Annotated in this window: 19 protein-coding genes; 8 read left to right on the top strand and 11 right to left on the bottom strand. The window is 65.9% G+C overall.

Annotation, left to right across the window (positions count from 1 at the left end; genetic code table 11):
• Positions 1–114: 114 nt before the first annotated feature.
• Both Ssi02_RS17930 and Ssi02_RS17925 read left to right on the top strand, forming a co-directional pair.
• Positions 115–1329 (top strand): cytochrome P450, encoded by a 1215-nt coding sequence (locus Ssi02_RS17930; RefSeq protein ID WP_204026880.1) that lies wholly within the window; start codon positions 115–117, stop codon positions 1327–1329.
• Entirely contained in the window at positions 1326–1523 is a 198-nt protein-coding gene (locus tag Ssi02_RS17925) for a ferredoxin (RefSeq protein WP_204026878.1), read from the top strand. Before Ssi02_RS17930 ends, Ssi02_RS17925 begins: the two co-directional genes overlap by 4 nt.
• Before the next feature lie 57 nt (positions 1524–1580).
• Here Ssi02_RS17925 and Ssi02_RS17920 read toward each other — a convergent pair whose 3' ends face one another.
• From Ssi02_RS17920 to Ssi02_RS17890, 7 genes are all read right to left on the bottom strand, one after another.
• A complete protein-coding gene (locus Ssi02_RS17920) occupies positions 1581–1730 on the bottom strand; it encodes a hypothetical protein (protein WP_204026935.1) in 150 nt (49 codons plus the stop codon).
• A gap of 63 nt (positions 1731–1793) precedes the next feature.
• Entirely contained in the window at positions 1794–2012 is a 219-nt protein-coding gene (locus Ssi02_RS17915) for a heavy-metal-associated domain-containing protein (protein WP_204026876.1), read from the bottom strand.
• A gap of 102 nt (positions 2013–2114) precedes the next feature.
• A complete protein-coding gene (locus tag Ssi02_RS17910) occupies positions 2115–2444 on the bottom strand; it encodes a cupin domain-containing protein (RefSeq protein ID WP_204026874.1) in 330 nt (109 codons plus the stop codon).
• 181 nt (positions 2445–2625) lie between these two features.
• The gene (locus tag Ssi02_RS17905; protein WP_204026872.1) at positions 2626–5004 is read right to left on the bottom strand and encodes an ATP-binding cassette domain-containing protein; all 2379 of its coding nucleotides are present in this window, start codon (positions 5002–5004) and stop codon (positions 2626–2628) included.
• Positions 5005–5535: 531 nt separating this feature from the next.
• A complete protein-coding gene (locus Ssi02_RS17900; RefSeq protein ID WP_204026870.1) occupies positions 5536–5949 on the bottom strand; it encodes a VOC family protein in 414 nt (137 codons plus the stop codon).
• Between the two features lie 5 nt (positions 5950–5954).
• The gene (locus Ssi02_RS17895) at positions 5955–6404 is read right to left on the bottom strand and encodes a helix-turn-helix transcriptional regulator (protein WP_204026869.1); all 450 of its coding nucleotides are present in this window, start codon (positions 6402–6404) and stop codon (positions 5955–5957) included.
• A 193-nt stretch (positions 6405–6597) separates the two neighbouring features.
• Positions 6598–7002 (bottom strand): GNAT family N-acetyltransferase, encoded by a 405-nt coding sequence (locus Ssi02_RS17890; RefSeq protein WP_204026868.1) that lies wholly within the window; start codon positions 7000–7002, stop codon positions 6598–6600.
• Positions 7003–7212: 210 nt separating this feature from the next.
• On the opposite strand from Ssi02_RS17890, the gene Ssi02_RS17885 reads away from it, so the two are divergent.
• On the top strand, positions 7213–7782 hold the full coding sequence (locus Ssi02_RS17885; RefSeq protein ID WP_204026867.1) for a TetR/AcrR family transcriptional regulator: 570 nt from the start codon (positions 7213–7215) through the stop codon (positions 7780–7782).
• Between the two features lie 47 nt (positions 7783–7829).
• On the top strand, positions 7830–8627 hold the full coding sequence (locus Ssi02_RS17880; protein ID WP_204026866.1) for a class I SAM-dependent methyltransferase: 798 nt from the start codon (positions 7830–7832) through the stop codon (positions 8625–8627).
• A 57-nt stretch (positions 8628–8684) separates the two neighbouring features.
• Here Ssi02_RS17880 and Ssi02_RS17875 read toward each other — a convergent pair whose 3' ends face one another.
• Entirely contained in the window at positions 8685–9200 is a 516-nt protein-coding gene (locus Ssi02_RS17875) for a hypothetical protein (protein WP_204026865.1), read from the bottom strand.
• 165 nt (positions 9201–9365) lie between these two features.
• Between Ssi02_RS17875 and Ssi02_RS17870 the strand changes: the two genes are divergently transcribed.
• A complete protein-coding gene (locus Ssi02_RS17870; protein WP_204026864.1) occupies positions 9366–10007 on the top strand; it encodes a hypothetical protein in 642 nt (213 codons plus the stop codon).
• 205 nt (positions 10008–10212) lie between these two features.
• On the opposite strand, the gene Ssi02_RS17865 is transcribed toward Ssi02_RS17870, so the two are convergent.
• Positions 10213–10686, bottom strand: coding sequence for a GNAT family N-acetyltransferase (locus tag Ssi02_RS17865; RefSeq protein WP_204026862.1), 474 nt, complete (start codon positions 10684–10686; stop codon positions 10213–10215).
• A gap of 34 nt (positions 10687–10720) precedes the next feature.
• Complete coding sequence (locus Ssi02_RS17860) at positions 10721–11347, bottom strand: TetR/AcrR family transcriptional regulator (RefSeq protein ID WP_204026860.1); 627 nt, start codon at positions 11345–11347, stop codon at positions 10721–10723.
• Positions 11348–11429: 82 nt separating this feature from the next.
• On the opposite strand from Ssi02_RS17860, the gene Ssi02_RS17855 reads away from it, so the two are divergent.
• The 3 genes from Ssi02_RS17855 to Ssi02_RS17845 all read left to right on the top strand — a co-directional run bounded on the left by Ssi02_RS17855 (position 11430) and on the right by Ssi02_RS17845 (position 13967).
• A complete protein-coding gene (locus tag Ssi02_RS17855) occupies positions 11430–12599 on the top strand; it encodes a DUF418 domain-containing protein (protein ID WP_204026858.1) in 1170 nt (389 codons plus the stop codon).
• Positions 12600–12765: 166 nt separating this feature from the next.
• Positions 12766–13542 carry an alpha/beta fold hydrolase gene (locus Ssi02_RS17850; protein WP_204026856.1) on the top strand — a complete coding sequence of 259 codons (777 nt, stop codon included), beginning with the start codon at positions 12766–12768 and terminating at the stop codon, positions 13540–13542.
• Between the two features lie 95 nt (positions 13543–13637).
• Entirely contained in the window at positions 13638–13967 is a 330-nt protein-coding gene (locus tag Ssi02_RS17845) for a glyoxalase superfamily protein (RefSeq protein ID WP_239129000.1), read from the top strand.
• Positions 13968–14085: 118 nt separating this feature from the next.
• Here Ssi02_RS17845 and Ssi02_RS17840 read toward each other — a convergent pair whose 3' ends face one another.
• Positions 14086–14730: a macro domain-containing protein gene (locus Ssi02_RS17840; protein ID WP_204026853.1), complete on the bottom strand. Its 645-nt coding sequence runs from the start codon at positions 14728–14730 to the stop codon at positions 14086–14088.

The following is a 14730-nucleotide window of genomic DNA, read 5'->3' as shown; positions in this document are numbered from 1 at the left end:
TACTTCACGACCTTGTGAAGTCACTGTAGCGTGAAGGTACGGCGAAGCGCGGATTCCGTGTACCGCCTGGTCAACCGCAAGCACGACCACGGCACCACCGCGAGGAGCATCCCGATGACAGAGACCTTGTCGAGCGCCATCACCCTCTCTCCACGCACCTGCCCGTTCGATCCCCCACCCGAGCTCATCGAGCAGGCGGAGGCCCGGGCGATCACCCCCGTACGTTTCCCCGACGGGCACATGGGCTGGTTGATCACCGGCTATCACCTGGTCCGTGCCGTACTGGCCGACCCCCGCTTCAGCGCCCGCCAGGAGTTGCGCCACGCGCCGATCGAGCACCGCATGGTGGAAAAGGGCCTGCTGCCACCCGCCGAGCCGGGCATGTTCCTGCGCATGGACCCCCCGGAGCACACGCGATACCGGCGGCTGCTGACCGGGCAGTTCACCGTGCGCCACATGAACAGGCTCATCCCCAGGATCGAACGCATCGCGGCCGACCGCCTCGACGCTATCGCGGAGCAGGGGCCGCCCGCCGACCTGGTGCACGAGTTCGCGCTGCCGATCCCCTCCCTGGTGATCTGCGAACTGCTAGGCGTGCCGTACTCCGACCGGGAGGTGTTCCAGCGCCATACGGCGACGCTGCTGCGCCTGGAAAGCAGCCTGGACGAGGTCAATGCCGCGATGGCCGGGATCACCGGCTATCTCGACGAACTAGTGCGAAGCAAGGCCGCCTCCCCGGGTGACGATCTGCTGAGCGGCCTGATCGAGACCGGCGAGCTGGACCAGGGCGAACTCGTCAGGATCGCCTTCCTGCTCCTGGTCGCCGGGCACGAGACCACAGCCAACATGCTGGCCCTCGGGAGTTTTGCCCTGCTCACCAACCCCGCCCAGCTCGCCGCGCTGCGTGAGAATCCCTCGCAGATCGAAGGGGCGGTCGAGGAGATGCTGCGCTATGCGTCCATCTTCCAGATCGGAATCCAGCGCGCGGCCTTGGAGGACGTCGACATCGACGGACATCACATCGCCAAAGGTGAGAACGTCATCCTCGCCGTTCAGGCCGCCAACCGCGACCCCGAGCGATTCGAACACGCCGACACGCTCGACATCACACGTCCAAACAACGGACACCTCGCCTTCGGCCACGGCGTGCACCAATGTCTCGGTCAGCAACTCGCGAGGATCGAAATGCGCATCGGATACCGGGCGTTGTTCGAACGATTCCCCGACCTGCGGCTCGCAATCCCGGCAGATGAAGTGCCCATGCGTAGTGATATGGCGATCTATGGTGTGCACAAGCTGCCAGTGACGTGGAAGGAGGTGAAACAGTGAAGGTATCAGTCGATCGGGAGCGCTGCTGTAGTTCGGGCATGTGTGTGCTGACTGCGCCTGCGCTGTTCGACCAAGACGAGGAAGACGGCCGCGTCATTTTGCTGGAGGCGGAGCCTCCCGAGGAGCTGCACAGCGCGGCACGCAAAGCCGTGTCTTTCTGCCCCTGTCAGGTCATCACCGTGACCGACGACTGAAACCCTCGCAGCGTACGGCACGGGCCGGATCTGGCCTGTGCCGTACGCTGTCATCGCCTAAGCGAGTGACCTGAACCGGCGGAGCCGCAGCGAGTTGGTCACTACGAAGACCGAGGAGAAGGCCATCGCCGCCCCCGCGATCATCGGGGTGAGCAGGCCCGCCGCGATGTTGTAGGCGAAGGGCGTCGCTCTTGTGATGGTGGTCACCGTACTTCCCTCCTGGCCTCTTCACATGGTGCGCGGCCCGGAGTCGCTATGGTTGATCGGGCGTCAGCCCTCGACGCGGCCGGCCATCGTGTAGCCGGCCTCCTTGACCGCGGCGCCGATCACGGCGTCGTCGAGGGGCTCGCTGCTGGTCACCTTGACGGCACCCGTCGCGAGGTCGACGTCGACGCCCGTCACTCCGGCCACTCCGGTCACCTCTTCGGTCACGGAAGACACGCAGTGTCCGCAGGTCATGCCCTCGACCTTGTAGGTGGTGGTGGTCATCTTTCCGGCCTCCTCGTCACATACCCCGGTGGGGTACCTCCTGACTCCTAGCCTGTCATGAGTTGTCCAGTCTGAGCAACCTCTGGGGGGTATAGCCGGAACTCATCCTTTGGTGCCGAGTGACCCTTCGGCCGGAGCGAAGAACACCAGGACGGTGAGGTCTTCGGTCACGTCGTGGAAACGGTGCTCTTCATGCGCGGGAACGAACAGGGTGGTGCCTGGCCCGACAGTCACACAGCGCCCTCCTGAGGTGAAGGAGGACTTTCCTGACACGACCACGTAGATCTCGTCTTCGGTGTGCGGTTGCTGAGGGTCCGTCGCGCCGGCGGGGATCGAGTAGGTTCCCAGGCTCATCGCCGGCACGCGGAGGTGCTCGGAGTAGTTCGCCTTGCCGTCGGGGCTGGCGAAAATGCCCGCGTCAATCAGTTCCATGCAGAGATGATGCCTGACCCGGACAACCCAACGAGAAGCGGATCATAGCGAGCGATTTGGCGCCGTAGAGTGTACAAATGCGCGCTCGGGCTGTGCAAGAAGCGAATGCCGGTTTGCGCCGTACGGCGAAGCCGACAGCGTGGGACGAGCCGGAACTTGTCCCACGCCGACCGTGAGGGTCTCAGGCGCCCACATATGCCGCGAGGTGCTCGCCGGTGAGGGTGGAACGCCCGGCGACCAGGTCGGCGGGTGTGCCCTCGAAGACGACGCGACCGCCGTCGTGGCCGGCACCGGGACCGAGGTCGATGATCCAGTCGGCGTGCGCCATGACCGCCTGGTGGTGCTCGATGACGATGACCGACTTGCCGGAGTCGACCAGCCGGTCGAGCAGGCCCAGCAACTGCTCGACGTCGGCCAGGTGCAGGCCGCTGGTCGGCTCGTCGAGGACGTAGACGCCACCCTTCTCAGCCATGTGGGTGGCCAGCTTGAGCCGCTGTCGCTCGCCGCCGGACAACGTGGTGAGCGGCTGGCCGATGCTGAGGTAGCCGAGGCCGACGTCGGCGAGCCGCTCCAGGATGGCGTGCGCGGCGGGCGTGCGCGCCTCACCGGCGCCGAAGAACTCCCCGGCCTCCGCCACCGACATCGCGAGCACCTCACTGATGTCGCGGCCGCCGAGGTGATATTCCAGCACGGCCGCCTGGAACCGCTTCCCCTCGCAGTCCTCACAGGTGGCGGAAACCCCCGCCATCATCCCCAGGTCGGTGTAGATGACCCCGGCCCCGTTGCAGGTGGGGCAGGCCCCCTCGGAGTTGGCGCTGAACAACGCCGGCTTCACGCCGTTGGCCTTAGCGAACGCCTTCCGGATCGGGTCGAGCAAGCCGGTGTACGTCGCCGGGTTGCTCCGCCGCGAGCCCCGGATCGCCCCCTGGTCGACCGACACCACACCCGACTTGGCGGGGATCGACCCGTGCAGAAGCGAGCTCTTACCGGAGCCGGCGACGCCGGTGACGACGGCCAGCACCCCGAGCGGGACGTCGACGTCGACATCGCGCAGATTGTGCTTCGACGCGCCGCGGATCTCCAGCTTGCCGGTGGGCTTCCGCACCGTCTCTTTAAGGGAGGCCCTGTCGTCGAGATGACGACCGGTGACCGTGCCGCCGGCCCGCAGCCCCTCGACGGTGCCCTCGAAGCAGACACTGCCGCCCGCCGCACCCGCGCCGGGGCCGAGGTCGACGACGTGGTCGGCGATCGCGATCGTCTCCGGCTTGTGCTCGACGACGAGCACCGTGTTGCCCTTGTCCCGCAATCGCAGCAGCAGGTTGTTCATCCGCTGGATGTCATGCGGGTGCAGGCCGACGGTCGGCTCGTCGAACACGTAGGTGACGTCGGTGAGCGAGGAGCCGAGGTGGCGGATCATCTTGACGCGCTGCGCCTCGCCGCCCGACAGCGTGCCCGCCGGCCGGTCGAGCGAGAGATAGCCCAGACCGATCTCGATGAACGAGTCGAGAGTCCGCTGCAACGTCGCGAGCAGCGGCGCCACCGACGGCTCGCCGAGGCCACGGACCCATTCGGCCAGGTCGCTGATCTGCATCGCGCAGGCGTCGGCGATGCTGATCCCCTTGATCTTCGACGATCGGGCAGCCTCGCTGAGCCGGGTGCCGTCGCAGTCGGGGCAGGCGGTGAAGGTGACCGCTCGATCCACGAACGCCCGGATATGTGGCTGCATCCCCTCGCGGTCCTTGGAGAGGAACGACTTCTGGAGCTTCGGGATCAGCCCCTCATAGGTGAGGTTGACGCCGTTGACCTTCACCTTCGTCGGCTCGCGGTGGAGGAAGTCGTGCATCTCGGCTTTGGTGAACTTGCGAATTGGCTTGTCCGGGTCGATGAAGCCCGACTCCGCATAGATCTTCACCGTCCACCAGCTGTCCGTCTTGTAGCCGGGGATGGTGATCGCGCCCTCGGAGATCGACTTGGAGTCGTCGAAAAGTTCGGTGAGGTCGAAATCGGAAACCGTGCCGCGGCCTTCGCAACGCGGGCACATGCCGCCGGTGCGGGTGAAGGTCTGCTTCACCGCCTTGCTGGCACCACGTTCGACGGTGATCGCCCCACTCGCCCGGACCGTGGGCACGTTGAAGGCGAACGCCCCGGGTGAGCCGATGTGCGGCGTCCCGAGCCGGCTGAACAGAATGCGCAGCATCGCGTTGGTGTCGGTGGCGGTGCCGAGCGTGGAGCGGGGGTCGGCGCCCATCCGCTGCTGGTCGACGATGATCGCGGTCGTCAGCCCTTCGAGCACGTCCACCTCGGGCCGGTCCAGCGTCGGCATGAAACCCTGCACGAAGGCGCTGTAGGTCTCGTTGATCAGCCGCTGCGACTCCGCGGCGATCGTGTCGAACACCAGGGAGCTCTTGCCCGAACCGGAGACGCCGGTGAACACCGTCAACTGGCGCTTCGGGATCTCGACGCTGATGTCCTTGAGGTTGTTCTCACGTGCCCCATGCACGCGGATCACGTTGTGGCTGTTGAGGGTGTGCAGCGCAGGCGACTGCTCATCCGTGGGCATGGTTATCGTGTCTCCATCTGTACGGCGGGGCCGCCTTCACGGCCTCCGTCGGCGTCGCCTGGCTGGACCCGAGTAGTTTATGTCCGTTTGTCCGAATATTTGCCGTTAAACGGGGTCGGGGCAACGGTCACTGTTTACCTGATCAGTGGTGTCGTTACGAGACCGACGCCGGACGCGGCAGAAGCCACGCCCGGCGTGAAGTCCGCAGGCGGCCAATGGTCTTCGCGCCGGGTGTCCTGTCCGCCGGATCTCGACACGGCGGGGACTACGCACCGGGCGGTACGGCGAAGCCGGCGCACACGAGCCATGCCGGTTGGCGTGGTGTGGCGTGGTCCCTTCACGCCGATGTGCTTGGTGTGGCGTGGCCCCTTCAGGCCGCGTTGAACCGGATCAACCCGATTCTGTCGATCTTGAGGGGGCCGGCTTGGGCAGCTGAAGGGGGGCGGATGCGGTGCTCCGTACCGCAGGCTGGTCGGTGATCTCGACCTTGGACTTTTGAGGCATGCAGGCGCTGGGGGGTTGGCCCGCCGCTCAGGGCTGCTGGTTGATGCGGATCATGTTGCCCGACGGGTCGCGGAAGGCGCAGTCGCGAATGCCGTAGGGCTGGTCGGTCGGCTCTTGAACGACTTCGGCGCCCTTGGCCTGCAGGCGCTCGAAGGTGCCGTCGACGTCGGTGCTGGCCAGGACGATGCTGGCGTAAGTGCCCTTGGCCATCATCTCGGCGATGACGCGGCGCTCGTCCTCGGTGACGGCGGGGTCGGCGGCCGGCGGATGCAGGACGATGGAGGTGCCGGGCTGGTTGTGGGGGCCGACGGTGATCCACCGCATCCCGCCGTATCCGACGTCGTTGCGCACCTCGAAGCCGAGAGTGTCGCGATAGAAGGCCAAAGATGCGTCGGGGTCGTCGTGGGGGAGGAAGGTGGAGTAAATGGTGACGTTGTTCATGGCGGTCACGCTAGTCGCGGCTTGGTAATCCGCGCTTCTCGATTCCTGACCGGTCTGGTCACCTGTTTGGCCACGCACGATGGCATCTCTTCCGTCATGCCTGTCGTCTCGCGCCGGTAGGCGCTGGGGGACATGCCGACCAGTTCGGTGAAGCGGGTGCTGAAGGTGCCCAGGGATGAGCAACCGACGGCGAAACAGACCTCGGTGACGCTGAGGTCGCCGCGGCGCAGCAGTGCCATCGCGCGTTCGATGCGCCGCGTCATCAGGTAGCCGTAGGGCGACTCGCCATAGGCGAGCCGGAACTGGCGGCTGAGGTGCCCGGCCGACATGTTCGCGCCGCGGGCGAGCGCCTCGACGTTCAGGGGCTGCGCGAACTCCCGGTCGATCCGGTCGCGGACGCGACGCAGTCGCACGAGATCGCGCAGGTGCTGTTCCGGGGTGGATCTGCTGGTCACATGCGCATCGTACGTTGGGGCGGGGACGTTTTACGCCGTCAGCGCCCCACCTCGCCCTGTGTCTGCTTTATTGTGATTTGTCTGATATGTCGTCGGCTTGCCGAGGCCCCGTGTGTTGTCGGAGAGTCCGGCTGGTGCGGCGCGTGCCACGCCCGCCCCTGTCGCGGGGCGAGCGTTCACGGCGCGTTTTGGTTCAGGGCGCGAGCGTCCACGCGGAGTGGTGCTGGGCGAAGCCGATGTGCGGGTAATAGTCCGTGGCCGCCGGCGCCGCCAGCAGCACGATCTTGGCCTGCGGGGCCTCGCGTTGCGTCGCCTCGATGAGGGCGCGGCCGATTCCCGCCCGCTGATGATCACGGCTGACGGCGAGGTCGGATAGATAGGTCGTGTAGCAGAAGTCGGAGATGCTCCTGGCGATGCCTACCAGTTCGCCGTCGATCCGGCATGTCACGATGAGATTGGCGTTGCGGATCATCGAGGTGAAGCGGGTGACATCCCCGACGGGGCGGCGTTCGCCGAGCCCGGAGGCGTGATAGAGGGCGAGAACCTCGTCGACCTCAAGGTCGCCGCCTTCAACGCGTTCAATCTTCCATGCCGTCACGGGGGCCTCCGGTCGCCGCAGGGTCGTGTCTTGTAAATCAGCAAACGCTCGGGATGAAGAGGGTGGTCCTTCATCGCCACATGAGAATCCTCCCCTGAGTCGGCGGCATGGTTCGCAGCGGGCTCGAAGGGCGGCGTGGGAGCTTTATTAAGACGTACTGTCACTGAGACTTCAACCTGTTTTCGAGAGGCAGTGCCATATAATGCGTTAGTGCCGAAGGTTTGGACCGACACGATCGAGGAGCATCGTCGCGCGGTGCGCAACGCGACCCTTGACACCACGGCGGCACTGGTCGCAGCGCACGGGCTCGCGTCGGTCACGATGACGCAGATCGCCAAGGAGACCGGCATCGGGCGCGCCACGCTTTACAAATACTTCCCCGATGTCGAATCCATTCTGGCCGCCTGGCACGAGCGTCAGGTCAACGTCCATCTGGAGCATCTCGCCAAGATCAGAGACCACTCGGGCGACGTGAGTGCCCGGTTGGAAGCCGTGCTCACGGCTTACGCCTTCATCAACCACGAGCACCACGACACGCAGCTCGTCGCGCTTCTGCACCGAGGTGATCACGTCGCCAGGGCGCAACGTCAGCTTCACGATTTCGTCTGCGACCTGCTGGCCGAAGGCGCGCGGACCGGCAGCCTGCGTGACGACGTCGCCGCCGGCGAGCTGGCCACCTTCTGCCTCCACGCCCTGACCGCGGCCGGCAGCCTTCCCTCCAAGGCCGCGGTTCGCCGGCTGGTCGCGGTCACACTCGCCGGGCTCCGCCCCCCGCGCTGATCGCCTGCCTCTCCGAACGCTTCCCGGGGCCGTTGTAGCCTTTCCCCATGGAGCCCGGCGATCGCGAAAGGTTGCGCGAGACCTTCACCGAAGACGCCGAACTCTACGATCGGGCGCGTCCTGGTTATCCACCGGAGCTCTATCACGACCTAGACCGTCTGGCAGGGATGCGGGCGGGAGCCCGGGTGCTGGAAATCGGCTGCGGCACCGGGCAGGCCACAGTTCCGCTGGCCCGGCGAGGATGCAGGATCACCGCTGTGGAGCTCGGCGCGGCCATGGCCGACCTGGCCCGCCGCAACCTCGCGGAATTCCCGTCCGCCGAGGTGGTGACGGCGGTCTTTGAGGAATGGCCGCTCCCCGAACGGCCTTTCGACGCCGTGTTGTCGGCGACCGCCTTCCATTGGCTCGACCCCGCGGTGCGCATGGAGAAGTCGGCCGACGCTCTTCGCATGGGAGGCGCGTTGGCGACGGTTTCCACGCACCACATCGCCGGTGGCAGCACCGACTTCTTCACCGAGGTGCAGCACTGCCACGAGAAATTCGACCCGTCCACTCCTCCCGGACTTCGCCTGCCCAGCCCCGCTTGCGTCCCCGTCGACAGCGACGAAGTCGATCGTTCGCCACGTTTCGGGCCGGCGGTCTTCCGCCGCTACGAGTGGGAGCTGTCGTATTCCACAACCCAATACCTCGACATGCTGCGGACCTACTCCCCCAACCGAGTGCTTGCCCCTGAGGCACGGACCGGCATGTTGACGTGCATCGGCTCTCTGATCGACCACCACTATGGCGGCCGTGTCACCAAGCGCTACCTGACCGAACTCCGAGTCGCCTACCGCGTCCGGTGAGCTCCGGGCGGCAGCGGCTCGTCGACTTCAGGCATGAGCACAGGTGACGGAGCGGGGCTACTCCACCCACCACCAGCCGTCTCCGATATGACGGACCGGTTGTCCGAGATCACCGGAAGCGGTCTGCACGGTCGTTTTAGAGTTCGGCCGCATCGGCAGATGAGCGATGCCCAGGCCGATTTCCGCCCGCCAGTCTTCGTACACCGGAAGATAGAGGATCGCCCCTTGCCGCCGTATCTCGCCGTCTATCGATAGATAGTCCATCCACCAGGGCGCGGTGAGTGTCTCACCCCTCTTGTGGGCGGCGACGAGCGCGGCGAGTTCATCGCGGTGCCACGAGATTTGGCTGTCGATGTAGACGGTTTCCCAGTCGGTCGTCCAAACGGTGGCACCGATGACGACCGCCGCGACCAGCGTGCACCATGCGCGACCGTGAAGCTTGAGCGACAGATATGAGATCACCGCGGTGAAGGTCCACAGCACGGCCCAAATCCAAAGCACTCCGATGACAAGCCAATTGAACAGCCAGATCACTCTGAACATCGGCAGCCATAAGTAGTAGGAGATGGCCAAGAAGCACCATCCGAGTAGCGCCATGGAGAGCGGCCATCTCGCCCACGGGGGAGCTTTCCTTGCCACGTTCACGATCGTATTGTCGCTGCGCGGACGGGCGGCCGCCACCTCACGGTGGAACGGGGAAGTAGGCTGTCTATATATAGACTGTCTACTGATAGGGAGATGATGAACCCCACGGCCCGCAACCTGCTCGTATGGCTTCATGCCCTGACCTCCTTCGCGTGGATGAGTCAGGCACTCGCCCTATTCGCCCTCAGCGTTTACAGCGTGACCACCGGTGACCGCACGGGCTTTGAAATGGCGGAACTGCTGGACTCGCAGGTGCTGCTTCACCTCGCCAACGCCTCGATTTTCACCGGCCTCATGCTGTCCGCGACGACACGCTGGGGCTACTTCCAGTACTGGTGGGTGCTGAGCAAGTTCGTCATCTCCATGTCCCAGGTCTACGCCGCCATCTTCCTGCTCGGTCCCAGACTCAAGGAACTCGCCGAAGGCACGCGTGACGCGGACTCATTCCTCCTGGTCGGCACCTTGCTCATGGTGTCCGCCATCGCCTTCCAAGGGTGGTTGTCGATAGCCAAGCCGTGGAAACGCACCCCTTGGACGGGGAAACTCATCAAACCGCCCGCGGCGCCTGCCTGGGTGATCTGCTACGTGCTATTGGTGCCTCTCCTGGATTACTTACTCGCGACTTTCGTCTTCGGGCACCCCGCACCGCTGTTCTTTATCGTCACCGCAATCTTCTACCCCTTGTGGCGTGCCCGCACCATCCGGCGTACGGCAGGAGCGCAGCCCGCGACATGACTCATGCGTGACCACGCGCTCTCACGCCAATTCATTTACCGGAAAGTGGTCGGAGCCGGTCGATTCGTCTCCCCATGAGGCGAGTCATCGGCCGTCCCCTACAAGACGGTAGCGCTACGGGGACGACCGGCCGGTGCCGCTGTCCGGACGTCGCTCGACCGCGAGGCTAATGCCGTACGGAATGGAAAGAGTGGATCGGCTGTGCTCAGGCCGGCGTCGGCTCCTCGCTGGACGGCGGTGTGCCCGTCAGCGACTTGAGCAGGTGGACATCCTCATGGCCGCCGGGAATGCCTTGCAGGCGCCCGGTCACGACATAGCCGTGCCGTTCATAGAAACCCGGCGCCTGAAACGAGTAGGACGAGACCGCGACACGGTCGCAACCGCGCCGCGCGGCCTCAGCCTCGGCCGCCCGCAGAATCCTCCTGCCCCAACCGTCTCGGCGGCTGCCCTCCCTCACCCACATCAAATCGACGAGGCACAGGCTTCCCCAGGTCCACGCGGTCAGTCCGCCGACGAGTTCCCCGCCGGGATCGGTGACCTTGACGGAGAACTCACCCCGCTCGGCGCCGGCGGTGGCCGCGGTGTTGAAGGCGGTGAGTTCGTCGTCGAGTCGCTGATTCAGCTCGTCGTCGCGTCCGCCGACGCTCAGACTGGGGCCGGGGCCAGGTTGTGCGGTCATATCGCCGGAGTATGCCAGTGGGGTCGCGACGTTCTCACGTGGTTTTCCGCGCATCTCGATCGCCGCTGCCCACACCCAAACCGATCGCGGGCAGGATCGCCTGATCGACGATCGCCTCCAAACCGGCCTGGTCGGGGGGGGAACCGGTGTCGAGCAATCGCTTGGTGACCAAGGCCTCGCCGATCTCGACCACGACCGGGGTGAGTAGGTCGGCGGAGAAATGGCCGCGCTCGGCGTAGTGCCGCAGCACGGTGCTGGTGAAAGTGCCTCCACGCTTGTCGAAGACGTTGTCGAAAAGGGCCTGCATCACTTTCGGTGTGCGTTGAGGGTCGCTGAGGATCGCGCCCACCGCCCGGCCTCCCGGGCTGAGCACCCACGTGATCATGAGCTGAAGGGCCCGGATCAGATCGCCCCGGAGATCGTCGGCGACGACGGTCGGCTGCTCGACCGGGTGCTGGTGGTAAAGCGCGTCGAGGAGCACTTCGATCGGCTCTGACCAGCGACGATACAGCGTGGTCCGGGCCGCAGAAGCCCGTTTGCCGATGCCGTCCATGGTCAGCCGTCCGACGCCGACCTGCGCCACTTCCTCCAGCACCGCGGCGTAGATCGCGCTCTCCAACTCCTCGCCACGCCGCCGTGTGCGGCCGCCGGGATCATTCATGGTCGCCCCTTGCTTAGATACGCGGTTGTAGCTTACCTTGGGTGCCACAAGCTACAGTCATGTATCTAAGTTCGGAGCGATCATGTCCACCGAAACATCAGCGGTTCCCAGGGCGACGCCGCTGACCAGGCGGTCCCTGGCCCCCGATCTGGCACGAGGCGTGATGCTGCTGCTCATCGCGCTGGCGCACGCGCACATCTATCTTTCAGTGCGGTCGGCGGGCTTCCGCGGCTATTCCAAGGACGGCGACACCGTTGACCGCTTCGTGGCCGGTGCCCAAGTGCTCCTGGTCGACGGGCGGGCGCTTCCCCTGTTCGCCGCCCTGTTCGGTTACGGGCTCGCCCATCTCGCCCAGCGGCAGACCGACGCCGGCCGGGATTGGCCTCAGGTGCGCAAGCTGCTGCGCAGGCGAAGCCTGTGGTTGTTCGCCTTTGGTCTCTGTCATGTGCTGCTGCTGTTCTTCGGTGACATCTTGGGGGCCTATGGCCTCATCGGTCTGATGTTCGTGGGATTCATCCGGCGCAGCGACCGCGCACTGCTATGGGCGGCAGTGGTCGGCTTGGTGCTGCACGTGGCGGTCCTCTTCCCACTCGGCCTGGTCACCGTCACCTTTGAAAGGACCATGAGCCCGACTGCGATGGCGGAGCCGATCGAAGCGCTAGTCTCGCGGCTGACCGTGTGGTCCATGATGACGCCTACCTACCTGGTCGTCTCCGTCCTGCCCACTTTCTTCCTCGGCATCTGGGCGGCCAGGCGCCGCCTGCTCGACCACCCCGGCCTGCACCGAGCGCTCCTGACCAGGGCGGCGACGCTGGGCGTGGGCACGGCAGTCGCCGGCGGACTCCCGTTGACGCTCATCGACACCCAGCTCTGGTCACCCTCCGACATGATCTCCGTGACCGCAAACACCGTGCACAGCCTGACCGGAGTCGCGGGCGGTGTGGGCTACGCCGCCCTGTTCGCTCTCCTGGCAGACCGCACCACCGGCCATCCCGGGCCGATCGCCAAGGCTCTCGCCGCGTGCGGCCAATGGTCCCTGACCTGCTACCTGCTGCAATCGGTGCTGTTCGTCGCCATCTTCACCCCCTACCTCGGCGGCCTCGGCACCAAGGTCGGCGACGCCGCCGCATCCGGCATCGCCGTGATCGTCTGGCTGGCCACCGTGCTCCTCGCCGCCTCCCAGGCCCCCCGCGGCCGCCGCGGCCCGGCCGAAAGCCTGCTCCGACGCTTGACGTACGGCAAAGCCAAGTAGGCCCGTCCGGCCCGGCAGGGGCCGGTGTCGCCAGAGGCGGCAGGCCGCGACCGACGGCGGCGAGGAGTGCACGCGGCCCGATGCCCCTTGTCAGCGCACAAGATCGAGCGTGGTTTTGTCGGTGACGGCGACTAGCCTCGAAGACCGGTGAACGGAGGGATCGATCATGGCAGCGGTGACCTCACGCGACGGCACCCACATCGCCTTCGAAAGGGTCGGCACAGGGCCCACACTCATCCTGGTCGACGCTGCCGGAGGTTTCCGTCGAAACGGACCCATGCCCTCCCTCGCCGAACACCTCGCCGGCAGCTTCACCGTGGTGACCTACGACAGACGCGGACGTGGTGAAAGCGGCGACACCTTGCCTTACGCGGTGGACCGCGAGGTGGAGGACCTGGCGTCCCTGATCGGGGCGAACGGAGGGGCGGCCTTCGTCCACGGCTTCTCCTCCGGCGCCGCTCTGGCTCTGCTAGGAGCGGCGGCCAGGCTGCCGATCTCAGCGTTGTCGCTCCTCGAACCCCCGATCGTCCTCGACCAGCCCCCACACGACGACGACCTCGCCGCCGAGATCGAGGCGCTCGTCACCGCCGGCCGCCGCGCCGACGCGGTCGAGCACTTCAGTGTCAGCATCGGTGTCCCAGCCGAGATCATCAAGGGGATGCGCCAGGCCCCGTTCTTCCCGCTGATGGAAAGCGTCGCCCACACGCTCGCCTACGACTGCCGGATCACCCCTGCCGTCACCCGCGCCACCCTGACGTCCGTCACCGCGCCCAGCTTGGTGATCAGCAGTGAGGCCAGCGACGACCGCCTCCGCGGCTGGGCACAAGCCGTGGCGGCGGCGCTCCCCGAGGGGCACCACCTGGCCTTGAAGGGGGAGTGGCACGGTGTGCCCAACGAGACCCTGGCTCCTGCCTTAACCGACTTCTTCCGTCACAGCGCTTGAGGGGCCGGCAAGTCCCTCACGGTGCCTGCTCCCCGAGGGGCATCGCGGCACATGGGGCGGGGTTCGCGCCGAGTAGTCTCGCAGAGGTGTATGAAATGATCATTCCCATCCTCCATGTCAAAGATGCCGGGGAGGCAGTCGGCTGGTATGAACGGCTGGGCTTCACCAAACAGTGGGAGCACCGTTTCCAGCCGGATTTTCCGGCTTTCGTGGAAGTCGCACGCGGTGATATGCGGATCTACTTGTCCGAGCACAAGGGTGACGCCCGCCCCGGCACGTTGATCTATCTCAAAGTTCGCGACGTCGACGCCATCGCGGCCGAGTTCGGCGTCGATGTGCAGGAAGTCCCATGGGCCCGCGAGATCGAAATCCAGGACCCCGACAGCAACCGGCTTCGCGTGGCGACACCCGGCGAGAGCGATTGACCGGACCTGGATGAACGGCGCACTTGCGCGCTGCGGTGCGATCGAGAAGACCGAGGGGAACACATGATCCGGCCGGCTCAAGCCGAGCCGGATCGTGATGCCGAGGGCCTCGCCAACGTCAGGAACCCTGAGTCTGAGGAGGCTTGATCCGTACACGCTCCGCAGGGCGGCTCTCGATGTCGCCAAGTTGTTCGAGGACTGTCTTCCGCAGGTCGTCATAGTCGTGGAAGTAGTAGTCGTTGAACAGCGTGTAGCCGGTCCACATCAGATTGGCGCAAATCTGAGGCGGCACCTCGCCGGTCGCCGCGCCCATGCCGACCAGTGCGACCGATGTGATGCTGCCCGGGGCCTTCTCGTTCTGCATATGGATGGCCTGGAAGGCTGCCGTGCACGCCAGGGCCACGTTCAGCGTCTCGCTGACGTTCTCCGCCACGTGCACCATTGTCGGGGTCGAGATCAGGAACTTCGGAGTGGCCGCTCCGGACGGCACGCACACGGCACTTCCCACCGGCAACGCTTCCCCGAACTGGCTGCGAATGGCGCGCCGAACGCGCACTTGGATCCCGGCCCCGAGGTGGTCCTTGATGACCGCGTCGACGCCGCCGTTCATCTGCGCACGCGAGTTGGTCGGGGTGACCCACGCGTCGACCTGCTGGTTGAGGATCGACCCCTGGTAGATCTCGATCTCGGGGGTGTCGGCGAACGCTGCCCGCCACGCCTGCACCACATCGGCGTTGATCGGCCTGGGGCGCAGTCCGGACAT

This window comes from Sinosporangium siamense (genome assembly GCF_016863435.1).
Classification (GTDB): Bacteria; Actinomycetota; Actinomycetes; order Streptosporangiales; family Streptosporangiaceae; genus Sinosporangium; species Sinosporangium siamense.
This window is presented reverse-complemented; position numbering and strand designations above follow the sequence as displayed.